At 36.1% G+C, this 19,799-nt stretch carries 19 protein-coding genes and 2 pseudogenes; 7 read left to right on the top strand and 14 right to left on the bottom strand.

Going from position 1 to position 19,799, the window contains the following annotated elements:
- Positions 1–17: 17 nt before the first annotated feature.
- Positions 18–146, top strand: a pseudogene (locus tag AC625_RS26795) (SDR family NAD(P)-dependent oxidoreductase); the annotation flags it as partial.
- Positions 147–171: 25 nt separating this feature from the next.
- Positions 172–438, top strand: a pseudogene (locus tag AC625_RS25900) (MerR family transcriptional regulator); the annotation flags it as partial.
- 102 nt (positions 439–540) lie between these two features.
- Here AC625_RS25900 and AC625_RS12680 read toward each other — a convergent pair.
- Positions 541–1,221: a TetR/AcrR family transcriptional regulator gene (locus AC625_RS12680; RefSeq protein WP_049681594.1), complete on the bottom strand. Its 681-nt coding sequence runs from the start codon at positions 1,219–1,221 to the stop codon at positions 541–543.
- A 130-nt stretch (positions 1,222–1,351) separates the two neighbouring features.
- Between AC625_RS12680 and AC625_RS12685 the strand changes: the two genes are divergently transcribed.
- On the top strand, positions 1,352–2,704 hold the full coding sequence (locus tag AC625_RS12685; protein WP_049681595.1) for an MATE family efflux transporter: 1,353 nt from the start codon (positions 1,352–1,354) through the stop codon (positions 2,702–2,704).
- A gap of 385 nt (positions 2,705–3,089) precedes the next feature.
- Here the strand turns inward: AC625_RS12685 and AC625_RS12690 are convergent, their stop codons facing one another.
- The 4 genes from AC625_RS12690 to AC625_RS25905 all read right to left on the bottom strand — a co-directional run bounded on the left by AC625_RS12690 (position 3,090) and on the right by AC625_RS25905 (position 5,812).
- The gene (locus AC625_RS12690; RefSeq protein WP_049681596.1) at positions 3,090–4,511 is read right to left on the bottom strand and encodes a DHA2 family efflux MFS transporter permease subunit; all 1,422 of its coding nucleotides are present in this window, start codon (positions 4,509–4,511) and stop codon (positions 3,090–3,092) included.
- A 148-nt stretch (positions 4,512–4,659) separates the two neighbouring features.
- Positions 4,660–5,127 (bottom strand): MarR family transcriptional regulator, encoded by a 468-nt coding sequence (locus tag AC625_RS12695; protein WP_049681597.1) that lies wholly within the window; start codon positions 5,125–5,127, stop codon positions 4,660–4,662.
- 417 nt (positions 5,128–5,544) lie between these two features.
- Complete coding sequence (locus AC625_RS27840) at positions 5,545–5,706, bottom strand: hypothetical protein (protein ID WP_245645125.1); 162 nt, start codon at positions 5,704–5,706, stop codon at positions 5,545–5,547.
- On the bottom strand, positions 5,630–5,812 hold the full coding sequence (locus tag AC625_RS25905) for an AAA family ATPase (protein WP_245645100.1): 183 nt from the start codon (positions 5,810–5,812) through the stop codon (positions 5,630–5,632). Before AC625_RS25905 ends, AC625_RS27840 begins: the two co-directional genes overlap by 77 nt.
- A 790-nt stretch (positions 5,813–6,602) precedes the next feature.
- Between AC625_RS25905 and brnQ the strand changes: the two genes are divergently transcribed.
- Positions 6,603–7,943 (top strand): branched-chain amino acid transport system II carrier protein, encoded by a 1,341-nt coding sequence (gene brnQ, locus AC625_RS12705; RefSeq protein WP_049681598.1) that lies wholly within the window; start codon positions 6,603–6,605, stop codon positions 7,941–7,943.
- Positions 7,944–8,517: 574 nt separating this feature from the next.
- Here the strand turns inward: brnQ and AC625_RS12710 are convergent.
- The 5 genes from AC625_RS12710 to AC625_RS12725 form a co-directional block, all read right to left on the bottom strand.
- Entirely contained in the window at positions 8,518–9,006 is a 489-nt protein-coding gene (locus AC625_RS12710; RefSeq protein ID WP_049681599.1) for a MepB family protein, read from the bottom strand.
- Between the two features lie 139 nt (positions 9,007–9,145).
- On the bottom strand, positions 9,146–9,286 hold the full coding sequence (locus AC625_RS28740; protein ID WP_483824136.1) for a hypothetical protein: 141 nt from the start codon (positions 9,284–9,286) through the stop codon (positions 9,146–9,148).
- 261 nt (positions 9,287–9,547) lie between these two features.
- Positions 9,548–9,799, bottom strand: a complete 252-nt coding sequence (locus AC625_RS12715) for a hypothetical protein (RefSeq protein ID WP_180320099.1) — start codon at positions 9,797–9,799, stop codon at positions 9,548–9,550.
- Positions 9,800–9,852: 53 nt separating this feature from the next.
- Positions 9,853–10,296, bottom strand: a complete 444-nt coding sequence (locus AC625_RS12720) for a hypothetical protein (RefSeq protein WP_049681601.1) — start codon at positions 10,294–10,296, stop codon at positions 9,853–9,855.
- A gap of 670 nt (positions 10,297–10,966) precedes the next feature.
- Positions 10,967–12,130 (bottom strand): Gfo/Idh/MocA family protein, encoded by a 1,164-nt coding sequence (locus tag AC625_RS12725; protein WP_049681602.1) that lies wholly within the window; start codon positions 12,128–12,130, stop codon positions 10,967–10,969.
- A gap of 432 nt (positions 12,131–12,562) precedes the next feature.
- Between AC625_RS12725 and AC625_RS12730 the strand changes: the two genes are divergently transcribed.
- The gene (locus AC625_RS12730) at positions 12,563–13,336 is read left to right on the top strand and encodes an IclR family transcriptional regulator (protein WP_049681603.1); all 774 of its coding nucleotides are present in this window, start codon (positions 12,563–12,565) and stop codon (positions 13,334–13,336) included.
- 167 nt (positions 13,337–13,503) lie between these two features.
- On the opposite strand, the gene AC625_RS12735 is transcribed toward AC625_RS12730, so the two are convergent.
- From AC625_RS12735 to AC625_RS12750, 4 genes are read right to left on the bottom strand one after another with little or no spacing between them, the layout of a single operon-like run.
- On the bottom strand, positions 13,504–14,070 hold the full coding sequence (locus AC625_RS12735; protein ID WP_049681604.1) for an NADPH-dependent FMN reductase: 567 nt from the start codon (positions 14,068–14,070) through the stop codon (positions 13,504–13,506).
- A gap of 12 nt (positions 14,071–14,082) precedes the next feature.
- Complete coding sequence (locus AC625_RS12740; protein ID WP_049681605.1) at positions 14,083–15,141, bottom strand: LLM class flavin-dependent oxidoreductase; 1,059 nt, start codon at positions 15,139–15,141, stop codon at positions 14,083–14,085.
- A gap of 15 nt (positions 15,142–15,156) precedes the next feature.
- Positions 15,157–16,098 carry a ring-cleaving dioxygenase gene (locus AC625_RS12745; protein WP_049681606.1) on the bottom strand — a complete coding sequence of 314 codons (942 nt, stop codon included), beginning with the start codon at positions 16,096–16,098 and terminating at the stop codon, positions 15,157–15,159.
- 51 nt (positions 16,099–16,149) lie between these two features.
- Complete coding sequence (locus tag AC625_RS12750; protein WP_049681607.1) at positions 16,150–16,593, bottom strand: MarR family winged helix-turn-helix transcriptional regulator; 444 nt, start codon at positions 16,591–16,593, stop codon at positions 16,150–16,152.
- An 806-nt stretch (positions 16,594–17,399) separates the two neighbouring features.
- Here AC625_RS12750 and AC625_RS12755 point away from each other — a divergent pair.
- Together AC625_RS12755 and AC625_RS12760 are read left to right on the top strand one after the other, a co-directional pair.
- Entirely contained in the window at positions 17,400–17,732 is a 333-nt protein-coding gene (locus AC625_RS12755; RefSeq protein WP_049681608.1) for a YmaF family protein, read from the top strand.
- A gap of 687 nt (positions 17,733–18,419) precedes the next feature.
- Positions 18,420–19,682: a DUF445 domain-containing protein gene (locus AC625_RS12760; protein WP_049681609.1), complete on the top strand. Its 1,263-nt coding sequence runs from the start codon at positions 18,420–18,422 to the stop codon at positions 19,680–19,682.
- Positions 19,683–19,799: the final 117 nt, after the last annotated feature.

Below are 19,799 nucleotides of genomic sequence, written 5' to 3' on the forward strand. Positions count from 1 at the left end.
AATTGGAGGAAATAAATATGACAAAATTTGTTTTTGTAACGGATACTAATAAAAGAATAGGATATGAAATTGTGCGTCAATTAGCTGAGAAGGATTATTATGTTTTTTTAGGTTCACGAAATGAGAAGCTTAGGAATTCCTTGGTAATTTTCCAAAGGAAAACATTATGAAATATACTATTGGCAAGTTGCTAAAATCAACCATTTAACCATTTCTCAATTACGTTATTACGATGATCAATGGCTGCTTCCTTTTCTTCAAAGAAACGAAAAAGGGGATCGGGTTTTTGACGATGAAGCACTTAAATATCTAGAAATGATCTTATGTTTAAAAAATACTGGAATGCCAATTAAACGGATTAAACAATTTATTGATTGGTCAATGATTGCTAATAATTTGAAAGGTTACCAATATCTCGTTCAACAATTGCGCCTGATAGTTTCAGTAAACAATCTCTCAAAACATTTTCGGTTATGATGCTGCAACAGTATTGAAATTTTAGATACTGGATGAGCGTTTTTTTACTTTCTACTTCTACTTCTACTTCTCCTGCTCCTTTATCACCTGCTCAATCCCGAGCAGAATCAACTTCAAACCGAACTCAAACGCCCTGTCGGTCCCCATCAGCTCAAACAGCCCGTTCGTGAACATCCGCCGGAACAGTCCCGCATCCGTGTCGTTCATGGAGTCCAGAAGGCGAATCATCTCCTCTCCCGGAGGTATTTCTTTGGCCTTAAGGATAGCGGAGACATTACGCTCATGCTGATAATCGTCTAGAACGAAGTAGTAGACATAGTTCACCAGCGTAGTAACCACTTGCATTTTTTGCTCTTGCTCAAGCGGTGTCGATTCCACGCAGAGCAGCATACGGTTGGTGAACCGGATGATATCCGGTTCGTGGGGCAGTATCATCATCATGATCTGCGTAGAGCAGGGATAGCGGCTGAGCACGCTCCGTACCGTTACCGCAAGCGCCGTCAGCTGTTCCTTCCAGTCCCCCTCGGAGTGGAATTCCTCCAGAATTATTTTCGATACCTGGTTGGCCAGACGCTGGTAGAGATTTTGTTTGCTCTTGAAGTACCAATACAAAGAGGGAGCCTGAATCCCTAACCTATCAGCCAATCGTCTCATGCTGAATTTCTCGATGCCCTCCTCTCCAAGAAGCTCCCACGAGGTTTCTAAAATCTTATCCTCCGAAATCTGAGGCTGCTGTTTTTTCATTGGTATCCTCCCTTTCATCTAACAGTGTAAGTTTATACTTTACAGATTCATAGGTTCATGATAACATCTAACACTGTAAGGTTCAACCTAACACTGTTAGATGATTATAAAAAAGAAAGAAGTGATCCACATGGATGCAGAAAACCTCTATTACTTTGAAAAAGCACCGGTCGCAAAAGCTGTAGCTCACTTCGCTGTACCGATGATGCTAGGCACGTCAATGAGTGTCATATATTCCATCTTGAATGCCTATTTCCTTGGTACGCTCCACAGTCCTGCCATGTTAACCGCACTCGCATTAACCTTGCCATTATTCGCGATCATTATGGCGCTAGGAAATTTGATTGGCATGGGTAGTAGTACATTCATCTCACGTTTGCTAGGAGAGAAAAAATATGATGATGTAAAGCATGTGTCTTCATTCGCCTTTTACAGCAGCTTAGTTCTTGGTCTTATCGTGATAGCCGTCGGCCTCCCGTTAATCGATCCAATCGTTCATGGCCTAGGGGCAACGCCTGACTCCTTCGAATTTACGAAGGACTATGTCATGATTATGCTTATAGGCTCGCCATTTGTCATATCGTTCTTCACACTGGAGAATATCGTGCGCTCAGAAGGTTCAGCAATCACGTCGATGATTGGTATGATTCTCAGCGTTGTCGTGAATATTATTCTAGATGCGCTAGTCATCTTCGTCTTCCATTGGGACGTGACCGGCGTTGCGTCCGCTACGGTGATTTCGAACTTGGTTGCGAGTGCATTCTACGCTTTTCATATAGGATACAAAAGCCAATTCTTAACCGTTTCCGCAAAATGGTTCAAGGCTACCAAGGACATTCTGGGCAATGTATTCAAAATCGGAGTTCCCGTCTTTATTATGAGTATCTTTTTGGGTGCAATGTCGCTCATCTTAAACCATTTTCTTGTCGAATATGGGGATCAGGCCGTGGCTGCTTACGGAATATCATCACGTTTATTGCAATTTCCTGAGTTTATTCTGATGGGCTTATGCGAGGGAGTAGTGCCGCTCGTTGCCTTTTCTTTTACAGCGAATAAATTACGCATGAAGCATACTATCGGATTTACAATCAAAGCGATTGTGGCGTTAGCCTTCGTATTCGGCGTTATCGTCTATCTGATTTCCGATCACTTAATTGGTTTATTTACGAATGAACCACAATTAATTGAAATGGGAAGCTACATTCTGCATGTAACGTTCTTATCCTTGTTCATTACAGGAATGACCACGTTGTTTACGGGTATATTCCAAGCAACAGCACAAGGAACTGCCGCGTTTATTATGTCAATTATTCAAGGAATTACTCTGATTCCTGTGTTGTTTATCGCCAATCACATGAATGGATTCCATGGAATAATCTGGTCACTCGTCATTGCAGATGCCGCCTCATTCCTTGTTGGTGCTATCATGCTATATGTTTTACGGAACAAATTGCAGCCGGATTTGGATAATTTAGTACAGTAGAAAACATATAACACCCAAAAGGCAGGATAAAGGCACTCCCCAATCCTGCCTTCTTTAGATACATGGGCGGTGAATAGGCTATTGTCATCTCCTCGCCCTTGAGTGGATAAAGCCAACAATTTCGCCAAACTTATGATACGGTACATCGAAACAAATATAAAAATGTATTATTTCTATTTCCTCGTTCATCTATCTCAATAGTTAAATGATAAAACACAAATATGTTATTGAACTATCCTGCCCCGTTAGTTCAATAAGAAAAAAGAGCTGCTTTAGCAACTCGATGATCTTCAACTAAAGAACTCGTTAGTTTAATAAGAACAGCGACGCTTATATAACAATCGCGCCCGTTTGCTGAACTAATTCTGAACATTGTCCTTAAGTTCTACCCTATATTATTATTCTTCTTTTTATCTGTAAGGAATAGACTCGGAACAAAGATCATTGCTGTGACAATAGCGGACACTAAGAATCCGGCATGGTAAGCTTTTAAACCATTGAAAACCGTAGGCTGTAATCCTATCATAACAGTTGCAACCACTGTTGCGATAGCAGCCGAACCAAAGCTTGAACCAAGGTTTTCAATAATATTAATGCCCACACCTGCTTCCGGAAGTTGTTTGCTGTCAAGTCCTGTATAAGCGTCACTCATCAACGGAAGATTAATACCTCCAAAACTAGTACCACGTATGAATAATATGATGGACATCCAAATCATACTTGTTTCATCGGTAATAAAAACAAGCGGAATAGAGCCAATAAGTGAAATAAAAAGGCTAACTATAACCACGTATTTTGCACCGATCCTGTCAATCAGTTTACCAATCAATGGTCGAGTAACAAGCATTCCAACCCCTTGAGGAATTAGCGCAAGCGATGCTTGGATAGGCGTGAAATCATGGATGTTTATAAAAAACAATGGAAGTATTATCATCGGTCCCATGATGGCAATGTTCGCTAAAAACAAACCGATGCTTGATGCTAAGAAGGTCTTCTGTCTAAACAAATTCATCGGAAGCACGGTTTGATTCTTTCTGATTCGATCATATACAAGGTACATTACTGCTAAAACAAAGCCAATCCCCACCCATAGGATAGTTTGGCTATTATTAAATGATGCATGGTCCGCTGCTTTCGTAATTCCGTAAATCAATGCTACACTCATTAAGGACAAATTGATAATCCCCAAAACATCTAGTTTACTATCTTTATTGAATGGTTCAAAGTCTGGAATATATTTCATCATAAGTGGTGCAGCAATTAAAACGATGATTACGTTGATGAAGAAAATCCAATGCCATGAAGCACCTTGAACGATGAAGCCTCCGATGACAGGTCCGAAGATTGGGCCGAAAATCATCGGCGTGCTGACGATTGCCATGACTCTCCCAAGCCTTTCTTGTCCTGCTGTTTTAACCAACAGTGTCATCATAAGCGTCGTAATAATCCCAGCGCTAAATCCTTGAAGTAAACGGAAGAAAATAAAACTGAAAATGTCCCAACTAAAGCCAATAAAAACTGAAATCACACCAAAAGCGATGACTGCGCCGATAAAAATTTTCTTTCCGTTAAATTTATTCATAAGCCATCCAGATACTGGAACTGCAATAGCAAGGGCTAAAACATACCCTGTAATAGACCATTGAACAATACCTAATGTCGTATTGAAATCCTTGATCAGTGTATCGATTGCGATGTTCACCATAGTGGAGTCAAGCATTGGAGCAATTGCCCCAAGTGCAATCGCCCAGGAAGCCGCGAGAATTTCTTTTGGTAACCCTGGTTCCTTTACTTTATCTTTTGTCATATTATTCTCCTCTCAGAAAATATTTGTTTCCCCGTCAACAAAATATAACATCGTTTTGTTTCTTGTTCAACAAAAATAGTGATGAAAAAGGCAGTCCACTCTTAAAAGAGTTGGACTGCCTGCAATTTCATTTTCTAATCTTTCTGATTCAATTAATAGCTATGCCTTGTTTCTTTATTTCTGCATCCAAATGTTTACTATACTTCTCCACGAAGCGAAGCATACTGTCAAATTGTTCCTCATTAATTTGTTCAAATACGACTCTGTCTCGTTCTTGAAACTCTTTATGCAGTTCTTCATGAATATTATAAATGACTTTTCCTTGATCAGTAAGTCTAAAATAAATCTCTTTCTTGTTATCAGGCTTTTGGTAGGTTTCTATAAGGCCTTTTTCTATAAGCTTTTTAGATAATTTACTTATAGCACCTCTAGTCATATAAAGGGACTTTGCAAGTTTTGTAACATTGGCATCTACAATTTTTCCAATGGATTCAATACAATGTACTTCAGAAGGCTTATACCCCTTAAGACTGTCTTCCATTTTATACTTATTAAGCCAAATCATCTTGTCAAATAAGTCTCTGAAATTCATTATTAGCTGTTCTTGTTTGTTCATTGCCTGCCCCCTATTGTTGGTACATCAATCATATTATATCGCCTTTTTGTTTCCTATACAACAAAGATAAAATCAATCGATATCAATGCTGGCAAAAGAAGTGAGGATTCCAACTAAGAATACAAACAGACAAGCATGAAAATTGCAAAGGAAATTGAACGGCGCATGACCTACAAATAATAGTTTATGAAGAGAATAAACACACGTTGACTAAGTGTCTATTCTCTTTTTTATTGATAATTTATACATGTTAACTCAAATTTCGCAGACTGAAATCGACAAATAACCTTGGTGTAATTTAGAGGGCCAGAGATCTAATTCTGAAGTTGACATTACAAAATATATAGCAAAATCTAAATAAACATTCTTTATGAAAAATAGCTTTATCCACTTGGGTAAGGTGTGGTAAAGCTACTCTCATTGACGATGAAGCTTCATCAATTTCATCGTCGTCTCTTTTATTTCGTTCTCATTCTTGATTGACTCAATGACTTCCCCCGTCTCAGCTGCTACATCCATAATATGAGTAGAAAAAACGTTGATTGTACCATTTTTTTTTAATCTGATTAAAAATTTCAACGAATTGATTTACCCAGTAGGGATCCAATCCGTTTGTCGGTTCATCCAGTAACAAAACATTTGGTTTGGCTAAAATTGATTGACCGAATAATAGACGCTGCCTCATTCCCTTAGACAAGCTTTTCACTAACTCACGTTTTTTGTCAACTAGACCGATCTAATGTATTTAATGGGTTATTATGTTGATTTTGATGAGATAAAAAATCACATATACCTTCTATTTCCTCAACGATATGGTCCAAAACAAAAAAGAGAGTGCAATTTATGTTACAGAAATGCGCCCTATAATTGAATTTTGGTTTACTGTGTAAATCCACAGTTTTTGCAACTTAAAAGATATTTTAGCCTATCAATAATCTTTGTTTTCCCTCGAATTAACAATTCGGTAGAAGAGTCATCTATGTCGGCTAAATCATCAACAAACTGAGGTCGTTCTCCAATATGAAAATAAAATGTGGGTGTTCTTTTAAAAATAATATTTATTTACCTCCACTATTAAGGTTCAATTTAACATAAATTACTCATCCAATTATTTCTTCATAAAAAAATCAAATATTTTTTATGAATACTCTTCAAATGCCCATCGGTTCTAGTGCAACCACTTAACTCCGTTAGTCTAAAATATAATGCTCACGTATACTCGCTTTTTCAAGGGATTTCAAACTATGTTAGGGGTTGCTTTGATGAACAAAAGAGTTAAGACCGTTTTGATGAGATGAAAGCAAATTGAATTTGAGGATATAGTCATTAAGGTATATAATAAAAAAATATTGAAATATTAATTTTATCCGGTTATAATACGATACGATCTTATAAATTTAGTTTATGTTTAATTTTTAGAAAAATTAATATTTTTCTAAAATAGTAAATTCCAGTTATTTTATGGAGGGTTTAATTTGTCTAATAAAGTACCGTTTTCATTTATAGTAGTTATTGGTTTAATGTTATTTGCTCTATTCTTTGGGGCAGGGAATTTAATTTTCCCACCAATGCTTGGTCAATCAGCTGGAATAAATATCTGGTCAGCTAATGCAGGCTTTTTAGTAACAGGAGTTGGATTACCATTACTTGGTGTGTTAGCACTTGGTTTTTCGGGGAAAGATGATTTACAATCGTTAGCAAGTCGTGTGCACCCTGTGTTTGGGATTGTATTCACAACGGTTCTTTATTTAGCAATTGGTCCTTTATTTGCTATGCCAAGAACAGGAAACGTTTCTTTTGAGATAGGTGTCAAACCTTTTTTACCTGAAAATTCAGGCTCTTTGCCTTTACTTATTTTCACAATTATCTTTTTTAGCATTACGTGCCTTTTTTCGCTCAATCCCGCGAAAATTGTCGAAATTGTAGGGAAGATTTTAACACCAATTAAGTTAACGTTTATTGGAATCCTAGTAATAGTTGCTTTTGTTCATCCAATTGGAGATTTTCAAGCACCTATTAAGAATTATACAGTTCAACCGTTTTTTAATGGATTTAGAGAAGGTTATTTAACCATGGATACACTAGCATCTTTTGTTTTTGGCATCATTATCATTCATGCTATTAAAGAAAAAGGTGCAAAAACAAAAAAACAAATTATGATTGTTTGTGGAAAAGCAACTGGTATTGCTGCCTTTATCCTAGCAATCATTTATACAGCTCTTTCTTACATGGGTGCTTCAAGTGTAGTAAAACTTGGGCACTTAGATAATGGAGGTGCTATCCTAGCAAAAGTCTCGGATTACTATTTTGGTGCTTATGGTGGGATATTATTAGGATTAATGATAACAGTCGCTTGTTTAACAACAAGCGTAGGACTAGTTTCATCTTGTTCTTCTTTCTTCCATAAACTATTTCCAAAGGTATCATACAAAACAATGGCTATTAGTTTATCTATTTTTAGTGCAATAGTTGCTAATATCGGGCTAACACAGTTAATTGCTATTTCTGTCCCTGTATTAACAGCGATTTATCCATTAGCGATTGTATTAATTTTCTTAACATTTCTTCATTCTTTATTTAAAGGGAAAGCTGAAGTTTATCAAGGAAGCTTACTTTTAACATTTATTATTAGTTTATTTGATGGATTAAATGAAGCTGGCATACACTTTTCACTCATTAATAATTTCTTTAATGAAATTCTTCCTATGTACGAGGTAGGGCTAGGGTGGATAATTCCTGCTATTGTTGGAGGACTCATAGGGTATGGCAGTAGCATAATACGAGCGAAATTCGGACTTAATCACCAACTAGATTAATTAAATAAATAATCTAGTCTAAAAAGCGTTCTAGGGATTGAACTGGAACCTATTTTTTAGACGTCTGTTATGTACTTAAGCGATGACTTCAGTAGTGGGTCTTACTCCTATCAAATGTTGGTTTGAAATACAATTCGATTAAAATTTAGTTTAAAACATTGATTTCATCATAAAATAATCTCCTCCCTTTTGAACAAAGATTGATCAAAAGGGAGGAGATTATTTTTCTCTGCACGAGCATTTTATAAAAAGGCTGTTTTCGCATACATTGTTGCTTTTAAATGATATTTACATCAATATCTTGGGTTGATTTCCGTTGCAGGTACTCGCTTTCCGCGGGCGGTCTCAGGAGCCTCCTCAGTGCTTTGCACTTACGGGGGGTCTCCCTCAATACGCTTCTCCCGCAGGAGTCTCGTACCTTTCACTACAATCAACATCTGTTCGAATTTGTTTTGCTAATAACAACAATCTTTACGTAAAGAGCCTATAAAAAAGATTGATAATTTCGGTAGGCGAATCGTTAAAGAAAGCCATCAATTGCGAATTTGAAAATAGCTCTCCTTAATATCAGTTATTATAAAAAATACAATTCCTTTAATTTTTCAACTTCAAAGTCATCTGATAAATCAATAAAATATTCTGCTTGCCATGATTGAGTCCTAGCAGCATTTGTATTCAATTCAGTTACCCAACTCGGATAAACTCTAAGTGCCATTTTCCCTTTTTGCTTGGGACTTTTCAAGATTCCATATTTAAGAAGCACTTTTTTAGGGAAAATAAATTGCCCCCGCCTCTCGTTAGCTATGACGGATACGATTAATTTTTCTGGTGAATTCTCATAGCTATAAGCTTGATTGATTCCCTTAGTATCTTTCTCCCAAAATGCAACAAAAAACCCCTTCTTTTTAGGAGTTAATTTAGCAAGTCTACTTCTGTAAACGTGTTTATTCATTATTAAAAGGAAGCCTTCATATTCACTATTTTGGACTTCTCGTTTTAGATCAAAATTCTCTATACTTCCAATCTCGTTTATAATATCTCTAATCAAACTTTCAGGTTTCATTTTAACCCCTCTCTCCTATACATCCATCATTTTTCCTGCCCTTTTTTACACTTAACAAATACCGAATTATTCATACTTTTATTATGCAAATAAATAATTAAATATGGAATGAAAAACCAGTTTCACTCCATCTATTAAACTACTTTCTTCGCAACTTTTTTACAAATGTCGCGACTTTATTTGGAAGATCTTTTGACGAAACAACCTTAATTTTGTTTGCAAATCCTAATATGAACTCTATAGCTTCTTGCTTATCATTAAATCTTAAAGTAGCTGGTATCCACTTATCCCTATTTTACACAAGATTATCGGTCCAGCCACCAAATTCATAAATAAATCCCTTTCTCGTACATTTATAGGTATCTTTTTTGCAAACATCGCGACATTATTCAAAGTCACATCAAATAGACAATACCAAATATAGATGACTATTCATTAAACAACCTTAGCTCCAAATTAGATTGGACTAAGGTTGTTTAACTTCTTTTGGAATCAATAAATAACGGATCAAAAGCATGATAATCCAAATAGCTTTTGGTTCTTAGGTTTTTTCTATAGGAGTTCTATAATCAGGGTTGCTTTGATCCCAACCTCCACCTTGCTCTGCTGTGTGGTTAATACTACTATCACCATCACCATCGACCCAAATTCTTTCTCCACTTTCGAGCGTTCGCCAATGGGGTTGAACAGTATGATTATTTGGATTATCTTGAGTAATATACTCTGTTTCGAGTGGATCCTGTTGGTCAATATCGACAGCTTGTATTTGTGGAGATGCTGGTAATTCATCCACCGCCATAAAACTTCCACTATTATTACTAGTGTCAATGCCCCCTTCATTACCATTTAATCGATAACATCAGCTATCTCTAAAATTGAGACTCCTAGTGCGCCTATAGCAACAGTTTTTCCTACGTTGCGCAAACCATCTTTCCAACGCGTATCATCCCCCTCTAAAATGCCTCCAGCCACGTCTCCAACATTCCCAATGGTTGATTTAATACCTTGGCCAACCGCTTTTGTTGTGCTACCTACTCCAGTTCCTATATCGGTAAATCCCTGATCTATTTTTGAGTCGTCTTTTGTTACAAGCCCACTGCCAATATTCCATGCTCCTTCAGTTATTACTCCTAATTGCTTACCAGCAAATTCGGTCGATTCTTTAACAACATCTCCAACTTCTTGAACGAATTTAGAACCAGTAATTTCTCCAACACCTTTAATGATACCGCCTGTTACTCCTCCGATTAAAGAACCGGCTCCTTCACCGAGACCTTTTAGAAAACCCATATTAACATTTGCTCCTTTTACTAGTTTTATGATTTTGTGTAGTTCTATTTCACTAGAATTAGATACATAGTAATAGATACCAATGTAGAAATATGTATTTTACAAGTCGATTTTAGTAGATTAAGCTGGATATCCCGCTTACCGTTTTTCGTTGTTTCCATTTGAACAAAAAGTTTGCTACCTTCCTATTATCCGAAAATAAAGATAAAGTGGATTTGAGAACATTATAATATTTACCAGGACTTGAAAGCCGTGCTTAGACTGGCATATACGTATAGCGATTATTACAACCAAACACATAATACATCTGACCTTTTATAAGGATTAGTACATGTCTTTCCTCTAATGCCTTAGATTTCGCTGCTTTTATAACCCTTTTCAAAAAATATAAGTACAATACGTTTTATGTGCATAAAACACCAAAATAGCTATTTATTTTACTTTATAAATTATATTAATATATTAAAATCTAACCAATGTACAAAACTACTTATCACATCATTGTTATTATATTGAAATAATTTTATTTGTTAGATGAATATCACTTGTACCATTGCTCCTATTTATATAATTCCTCAATCTAAGGTGATTATTAAAATAGTAATCCCCCAGAAGGCATTACATTCTGAGGGTTAGTCTATTTTCATCTAACTAGTTTCAATTGTCTTTTTTAATGTGTTCCCGTTACGTCTAAAGTAACATTCGATACATTCTGTTTCTCAAATGTTGAATGATTAATTTTTTCTTGTAATTTTTCATAATAAAAATCTACGTCAATTGGCAGTTCTATTGGTTGATTTAACCAAGAAGATAAGTAAATCGCATTCGTAATTTCTACTGCCTTAACTCCCTCTTCACCTGGTGCAAGTAAAGGTGAACCCTTTATAATTGCATCAATCCAGTTTTGAATAATACTTGAATGATTCGCATTTTCACCCTTTACAGGTATATTGATTTTCCGATATTCAGGCTTACCAAAACCGCCAGTAAAAGAAGTATTAAATTCACGTTCTGATTGTGTTAATTGGTAAAAAATAAGTTCTTCATTTTCAACAACGACTTTCCCGCGATCTCCAACAACTTCGAAGCGATTTGTACCTGGTACTTCTCCTGTAGAAGTAATAAATACACCTGTTGCCCCATTTTCATATTCCACGTATGCGGTTACATCATCTTCCACTTCGATATTATGGTATTTTCCTAAACTACATACTGCACGAATGCGCTTTGGCATATACCCCGTTGTCCACTGTAAAATATCTAATTGGTGAAGTGCCTGATTTAGTAAAACTCCGCCCCCTTCACCTTTCCATGTGGCTCTCCATTTACTTGAATCGTAATAACTTTGTGGACGGTAAGAATCAGTAATAATCAAATTAGTCCGTTTAATATCACCTAGTTGACCTGATTGAATAAGATCCCGTAACTTTTGATAAAGGGGATTAGCCCTTTGGTTATACATGATGCCGAACACTTTTCCACAAGATTTCGCTGCTTCATTCATTTCCAATACATTTTTTGTATAGACGCCTGCTGGTTTTTCGATGAGGACATGCATCCCTTTATCGAAGGCTTTTTTTGCTAGTTCTGGATGACTGTAATGTGGCGTAGCAATCAGAATGGCATCTATTTCTGATTCATTTAAAAACGTCTCTTCGTCCTTGTAAACCTGTATATCTCCTATAGTATGATTCTTTACCCATTCGATTCGATTTTCATTTCGACTACATATCGCGGTTAAAGTCGCACCTTCTATTTGTCCTCTATTCAGCATTTGAACATGTGAACTGCCTATATTCCCTATTCCGATCACGCCAACTTTCACTAAACTCATATATACCCCTCCCTGACGTTTTAACTGTTTGTTTGAAAAACTATGAAAAATCCAAGGGAAACATTCGTTTAAGATACCTGTTTTTTATTTTTCTCCTTTATTGTAGTGTTGCTTCATAACAATAGATTTAAGATTAAGAAATTTTCTATTTACTAAAATGCAAGAATGTTAACCTTACTAATAACATTCAACCACAATGCGGTACACATGTATCGTAATTCGGTTAATTTGAGTATATATAATTTTTAAATCTTCTGTCAAATAATTTTATTATTTACACAATAATCTGTTATTATTGTGTCGGCCGATTGATCCAATGCATTGCTTGTTATTTACACACTCTTTCACTGATCAATTACATAAAATCCATTTTTACTATTAAGATTTCAGATATAATAGAATTGGTATATAAAGAGGAAGGAGTACATACTTTTGAACAACGATAAACAGGATCAAAATAAACCATCTAGTGTTCAGGTGATCTCTCGTGCAGCTAAAATACTGCGAATTCTTAGAGAGCATCCAAGAGGGTTGAGTCTTTCGCAGATTGCTAAAGAAGTGAGCTTAGCTAGATCAACGGTTCAAAGAATTGTTACTTCACTTGAACAGGAAAACTTTGTAACTTCAGCTTCTGTTAATGGTGGTATCCGTCTTGGACCTGAGATTGCAATGCTTGCCGCCGCTGTCCATATTGATTTAAGAGAAGAAATTAGACCGTTTTTAATACAACTATCTAATCAAGTAAATGAAACGGTAGATCTCTCTGTATTAGATAACGGAAAGGTACTTTTTGTGGATCAAATAATCGCTACACATCCATTACAAGCGATTTCACAACCTGGTGCATCTTTTCCATTGCATTGTACGGCAAACGGAAAGGCGATACTCGCCTCCTTACCTATAGCAGAAGTTGAGAACTTGCTACCAGAACATCTAAAACAGTACACTGATAAAACGATTGCGAATCGAGATGGACTCTTAAAGGAGTTAGAAGTGGTTCGTAAAGAGGGTATTGCTTTTACTAGAGAAGAACACATTCAAGGGATTTGTGCGGTAGGCGCAGTTGTTTTTGATAGTATGAGAACTTTAAGTGCTATCTCGATACCGCTGCCATCTACTCGTTTTTATGGTAATGAAGAAAAGCTAGCGGCTGCTCTTCTTAAAACTTGCCAAAACATCAACCAATACTTTGAAGTAAAACAATAAAACATGAATAAACACTGATGCTGCAGTATTTTCTGCATCATCAGCGTTTATTTAGAGCTTGAAATTACAAATTTATGATTATTACCAAACCAGATCGTAAACAATTCATTTTCAAAAAACTATCCTATTAATTGAAATTCCGCTAAAGTTCTTAAAGATCGTACTCATTAAAAATCATATTCCGCATCTTTCGCTTGGCGAATATCTGAGTATGCACGGACTAGCAACACTGTGTCTTCCACTAAACGTTCCATACGGAAAATGATATCATCGTTGATTATTTCTTTTCTATGGAAATCCTTTTCTTCGATAAATACGTAGGTTTGGACAATATGTGCCTTCATATAAGCTAAAATTGGTTTTAACTGTTGTTCAACCATTAAATAATGCTTAGCAGTTCCAGCTGTAACAACTATACTCACCACTTTATCTCGGAAAGCGTTGACTGGTAATAAATCGAAAATGTTTTTTAATGTCGCTGGAATAGATGCTTGAAATACGGGTGTACCGATAATAATCGCATCTGCTGCCATGATGGTTTCCGTTACATACTTAGTATCTCCTTCATATTCCCAATAATTTCGTCCATCACTAAACACCATTTCATATTCTGCAAGATCTAGTAATGTGATTTCTGCATCGGGATATTTTTCATTTGCTAATTTCAATGTATAATCCATTGCTGTGCGTGTCTTAGAACCCACATTAGAACCTGAGATTCCTACAATTTTCATTCGAATCACTCCTTATTTTTTAGCTGTATGTTTTTTAATCGCTGGCATAATTTCTGTTGCAATCAGTTCAATATTTTTTGCAATCTTATCGAATGGCACGCCACCAAAATCGATTTGTGCCATAAAGCGTTGTTGACCAAATAATTCGTATTGGTAGAGCATTTTTTCAATAATTTGTTGTGGACTACCAATCATTAATGCATCACGATAATCTGTAGATTGCGCAAATTGTTGTTTTGGATAGCCACCCCCACGTAATGCCTGCATACCAGAATTAGCATGTGGATAATACTCACGAAGTGCATCCTGTGAATTTTCTGCTGTATAAAATAGACTCGTTGTTGCGATTGGTAATGATGCTGGAGCAAAACCGCTTCGCTCTGCTGCCTCACGATAAGCCTCAACCGAGACCTTAAAGTTAATAGCAGGACCACCAAGCGTTGTCAACATCATCGGTACACCGGCATAACCAGCCTTAATCGCACTTGCAGGTGGGCCACCTACTGCACGCCAAATTGGCATTTGGCCATTTTGAGGTTGCGGCAAAATGAATGCATTGTTTAACGGCGCACGGAATTGACCTTCCCACGTTACTTTTTCCTCGTTATTTAACTTCATCAGAAGCTCCATTTTTTCTTCAAACAATTCTTCATAATCACGTACATCAAACCCTAGTAAACTATATGCTCCAACACGTGAACCACGTCCAGCAACAATTTCAGCTCGACCTTTTGAAATCAAATCAAGTGTGGCAAAATCTTCATACACTCGAACAGGATCGGATGTACTTAACACCGTTGCTGAGCTGGCAATTTTAATATTTGTTGTTGCTTGTGCGATAGCCCCTAAAATGACCGTATGCGCTTGTGTTGTAAAATGCGTTTGATGGCTTTCACCAACAGCAAATACGTCAAGTCCTGCTTGATCAGCTAGCTTGCTTCCCTCAATTAATTCCTGAATCCGCTGTTCAGCACTAATTTTTGAGCCTGTATGTGGATTAGGTAAATGATCCCCAATTGAATATAAACCGAATTCAAGTCCTTTATCTGTATCAATACGATATTGCTTCATGTTTGCTCTCTCCTTTTAATCAAGTGGTGTTAATTTTGCTTCAATTTCAGCACGTTGTTCTTCTAAAAATGGTGGTAAATCTAAAGTTTTACCAAGTTCATCCACTGTGGAATCAGCGGTGAATCCAGGACCATCTGTCGCAATTTCAAATAAAATACCGTTTGATTCGCGGAAATAGAGGCTTTGGAAGTAAAAACGATCCACAATCCCTGTTGATTGGAACCCACGTTCTTTAACGATCTCATCCCAATAGCGTAACTCTTCTTCGTCTTTCACACGAATGGCTAAATGATGAATACTTCCTCGTCCTGGTTTCTCACTTGGTCCTTCTTTCTGTTTGACGACAATCTCTCCGAATGACTGTCCAGCAACCGATTGATAAATGGCTTCTTTGTCAGACCGAGTCACTTCAGCATAACCAAACATATCCGTTAATGTTTTCGCTAAACGTGCTAAGTAGCGTACTGTGATTTCGATTGTTCCGATTCCTAAAATGCGATTGCTTCGTTCGATGATGGAGCCTTCCCATCCTGACCAATTTTCAGGAACTTTTTCACCATTATTATTTAACAAAATCAATTGTAAGCCTTCTGGATCTTCAAAATGTAAAGCATCTCGACCCGCATATGTTGTAATTTCACCATGCTTTACATCCAATAATTCGAAACGTTTCTTCCAAAATAAAAGACTGTCAAATGACGGGACCAGTAAACCAATTTGCGTGATTGCGTTTGTTCCACGAATAGTTCTTCCTACAATCGGCATTTCAAAAAACGACAGTTCTGTTCCCGCACTACCTGTTAAATCTCCATAAAATAAGTGATACATAGTAGGGTTATCTTGGTTCACCGTTTTTTTCACTCGGCGCAGCCCTAATACATTTTGATAAAATTGATGATTCATTTGCGCATTTTTCGTAAGCATCGAAACATGATGATGTCCAGATATTGTATACATGTTTGTTCCTCCTTTTATAACTTGACTACTCAAATGATGCTGTAAAAAAAATTACTCAGACGGTAATTCTCTTTTTTGGCTATATTTATGGACACGTGTCATTAGTGTATATAGTGTTTTTTGTTCTTCTTCGCTTAATATATCGTCAAAAAATGACGATTGAAAGGCAAGTTGTTCAGGCATTGCTTGCTCTAAAATAGTTTCCGCTTTCTCTGTGAGACTAATTGTCTTCGTTTTCCAGTCTTGCTTACGTACAATATATCCTTCTTTTTCAAGACGTACGAGCATACGCGAAATACCACCTTGCGTAACCGTCACTTTTTCGGCTAACTCCATCTGCGTAAGTGGCTGGTAAATGCTAATTTGCATGAGAACATCAAATTGAGCGGTTGTTAAATCAAATCGTTTTAAAAAATCATTCGACATTTGGTTACTCTGATTCGTAAACCGCATTAAACGTAACCAAATTAATGAACCTAGCGTATTATTCCGCATTTTGTTATCCTCCTCTGCGCTAATCTTGTTATCACTTTACTACTCAAATGAAAAGAAAGCAAGCAAAAAATCTCGAAATTTGATGTATCATTCAAATTGATTGAAATCTTCTCACTTAACAAGAATTAACCGAAAAACATCACTTGACCAAGAGAAAGATAAGAATATAACGGTTACTAATACGGAGTAATATTGTCTAAATACATGAAAGTATAGGAAACATTCTGATTTTAAAAGGAACTAATCAAATAAAAGTTTAAGGCCTCACCGATCAATAAACGAGTTGCTGCGCATATAAATGTAAATTTAATCGGAGAGTAATTCACCTATGAATACGGAAAGTTTTTTCTAGCTTTGTTCATAACATAATCTGAATTTTATTAAATAAAATATAGGAGTAAACTGTAGACATTTAACAAAGGGATTCAAGAAGCCAGTCAAGATTCTTTATTAATGAATTGGTTTTTGGCTTTAAATTATGGTAGGGCATTCTTGGTTCATCGATTCCATGATTGAGCAGTCTGAAAGAAATTAAGTAAAAACAGAATAAAAGTTTGGGGTGATTTTGAAACTTCACTAAAGTAGACCAAGAATGTAAGGTAATTACTGCCCCACAAATAGAAACGTATCCGATTATCGGCCAAATGAATAAAGATCGTACTACTGGAGATCAAGCCTTTAAGAAAACTTGATTAGGGTTAATTAATAATGCCAGATCCGTAGTGTCATTAAACCTTTCTTGTCGATCATTTATTACGTGAGCAGGGCATTTCCTTTTCGGGATTAAGGTAATTAGGAGTGATTGGATGGTTGGGAAGGTTGATTTTGTTCAGGGGTTTGTACCAAACCATAATCATGGGTCCGTTGACTATACATCTGTAGACGCTGGTCATGTTCATCAGTGTTTAGATGTAACTTCACCTCCAGTTAAAATGGATGATGATGACCATGTGCATTACACAGAAGGTTATGTGGTCTTTGAAGATGGTCATACACATCATTATCAGGCATATTCGGGTCCTGCTATTCCTGTAGGAAATGGAATGCATGTACATTATTACGATTTTTATACTTCAGAAGCAAATGGACATCGGCATCGAGTAAAGGGGGTTGACCAGCCGGCTCCAGGAAATAAGTAAAGTATTTCAAACATTTTCTGTTAATCTTAGGTTTTTATCGAGGCGAACGATTAGCAGTGAGAATTCATGAGGGAATCTCACTGCTTTTATATGTATTTATACCTTTGGAAACCTCTTCAGATGAGATTTTTTTCTTAGTAGATACATTGTGGAAAATCAAGGATGTCACTTACACGTTTTTCTCTGTATCATATGCTTTATAAATAGGCTCCCCTTCATCTACTATAGGAAAACAACAATATTCGAACTCTTCAGGCGTTTTTGGACATGAAATGATCTTCACCTTGAGCTTAAAACACCATTTGTGGCAGAATACAGTAGTTTGATTGTAAAATGAGTCATCTGCTCTTTGAACATATGTACACGATGAATGTTTTTCATTTAATCTTCAAATGCAAATGGCACTGTGCATAGTAGGCTATTGCTAAATTAGTGATGATTCCATTTTTATTGGATAATATGGATGTTGAAGTTTTTATAAGAGATAATATATATCAGTATCGTGTTATCTCAATAAATGACACTTACCTATGCAGGGTTAATTTTTATTGATCTACCTGTTATACTACTAAATAGTAGTAATACATATTTCTATATTAAGTTTTAATTATTAACATGAGTACTATTTAAAATTTGCTAATGATATGGTTGAAGTACTCGTACATTATTTAAGGATGAGGGAATTTAATGACAACAAAAACAAAATCAAAATCATCGAGAAAAATTGCTAGGTATTCACTAATTATTATGGGGGTAGGATTTATTGCAACTGCCCCATTTCAAGGTTCATTTTGGGTAGAATTATTACATGGTGGGTTTGAAGCGGGGCTTGTTGGTGGATTAGCCGATTGGTTTGCAGTTACTGCACTATTTCGCCATCCGCTTGGAATACCAATTCCTCATACTGCACTACTACCCAATAATCGAAAAAGAATGACAAATGGACTTGTTTCGATGTTGAAAAATGACTGGCTTTCGAAGGAAAGTATTCAGGAAAAAGTAAAACAAATTCCTTTAACAGAAAAGCTGATCGCCATTTTAGACAAGCAGATACACACAGATAAGTTTAGAAAAGGGATTATTAAACTGATCACGCAAATGATTAGATATATAGAAATTGAAAAGATTACACCCTTCGTAAAAAAACAAATCATATCGACTCTATCTAAAATGGAAATGAGCAAATTTCTTCAACTCGTAAGTTCACAACTGCTTAACGAACAGTTTGATAAAAAAGCTTTGGATCATATTTTGATAAAAGCTGAGACTTGGTTAAGAAAAGAACAAACTAGTCAACGATTAGGAACAGTTTCCATGAATGTACTCAGCAAAATTGAAGCAGATGGTATGCTTCAATTTGCACTTAAATCCATTCAAAGTCTGCTTACCGAGGAAAAACTCGGCAATATCGTGCAAAATCTTTTATTAAGTGTGATAAAGAGTTTGCAATATGAGAACGAGCCGAATCGAGAAGCTTTAATCTTATATATCCGAAACGAGATACAAGGGATTAACGATAATAAGGACGTACTAGTAAGTATTGAAAAATGGAAAGGTCAACTTCTAGCTAAATGGGAACCTGATCAAACAATAACCGAGAGTCTTCAACAAATTCAAAAAAGTGCATTAGATCTTGTAGAAGATCATGAGTTTATTGATATGTATCTTATTCCATTAATGAATCACATATTAGACAATATAAAAGAAAATAGCGCGGACATTGATAATTGGATACAAAAGCAAATAATAATTCTTGTTGAAAATAATCATGAACAAATTGGCAATCTTGTACAAGAGAATTTAGATAAGTTAGACAATGATACACTGATTGATATGATGGAAAATAATATTGGAAAAGACCTACAGTGGATTCGCGTGAACGGAGCAGTTTGTGGTTTTATAATAGGGATCTTACTAACAGGTATACAAGCTTTGTTTAGGCTAGCATAATTTCCATTAAAACCAAATGCGAGTACTTCATTGTTCCTCTCGCTTGATCAAAGCAATGTAATGATTACTACATTGCTTAATCATTTGAATTATATTAATTTGGAAAAACAAAACGGC

It is taken from the genome of Peribacillus loiseleuriae (genome assembly GCF_001183985.1).
GTDB classification, from domain to species: Bacteria; Bacillota; Bacilli; order Bacillales; family DSM-1321; genus Peribacillus; species Peribacillus loiseleuriae.

Excerpts from the sequence above, each read along its gene's own strand:
- AC625_RS12680 (WP_049681594.1), bottom strand. The coding sequence starts at position 1,221 with ATGAAAAAACAGCAGCCTCAGATTTCGGAGGATAAGATTTTAGAAACC.
- AC625_RS12685 (WP_049681595.1), top strand. The coding sequence starts at position 1,352 with ATGGATGCAGAAAACCTCTATTACTTTGAAAAAGCACCGGTCGCAAAA.
- AC625_RS12690 (WP_049681596.1), bottom strand. The coding sequence starts at position 4,511 with ATGACAAAAGATAAAGTAAAGGAACCAGGGTTACCAAAAGAAATTCTC.
- AC625_RS12695 (WP_049681597.1), bottom strand. The coding sequence starts at position 5,127 with ATGAACAAACAAGAACAGCTAATAATGAATTTCAGAGACTTATTTGAC.
- AC625_RS25905 (WP_245645100.1), bottom strand. The coding sequence starts at position 5,812 with ATGAGGCAGCGTCTATTATTCGGTCAATCAATTTTAGCCAAACCAAAT.
- AC625_RS12710 (WP_049681599.1), bottom strand. The coding sequence starts at position 9,006 with ATGAAACCTGAAAGTTTGATTAGAGATATTATAAACGAGATTGGAAGT.
- AC625_RS12720 (WP_049681601.1), bottom strand. The coding sequence starts at position 10,296 with ATGGGTTTTCTAAAAGGTCTCGGTGAAGGAGCCGGTTCTTTAATCGGA.
- AC625_RS12725 (WP_049681602.1), bottom strand. The coding sequence starts at position 12,130 with ATGAGTTTAGTGAAAGTTGGCGTGATCGGAATAGGGAATATAGGCAGT.
- AC625_RS12735 (WP_049681604.1), bottom strand. The coding sequence starts at position 14,070 with ATGAAAATTGTAGGAATCTCAGGTTCTAATGTGGGTTCTAAGACACGC.
- AC625_RS12740 (WP_049681605.1), bottom strand. The coding sequence starts at position 15,141 with ATGAAGCAATATCGTATTGATACAGATAAAGGACTTGAATTCGGTTTA.
- AC625_RS12745 (WP_049681606.1), bottom strand. The coding sequence starts at position 16,098 with ATGTATACAATATCTGGACATCATCATGTTTCGATGCTTACGAAAAAT.
- AC625_RS12750 (WP_049681607.1), bottom strand. The coding sequence starts at position 16,593 with ATGCGGAATAATACGCTAGGTTCATTAATTTGGTTACGTTTAATGCGG.
- AC625_RS12755 (WP_049681608.1), top strand. The coding sequence starts at position 17,400 with ATGGTTGGGAAGGTTGATTTTGTTCAGGGGTTTGTACCAAACCATAAT.
- AC625_RS12760 (WP_049681609.1), top strand. The coding sequence starts at position 18,420 with ATGACAACAAAAACAAAATCAAAATCATCGAGAAAAATTGCTAGGTAT.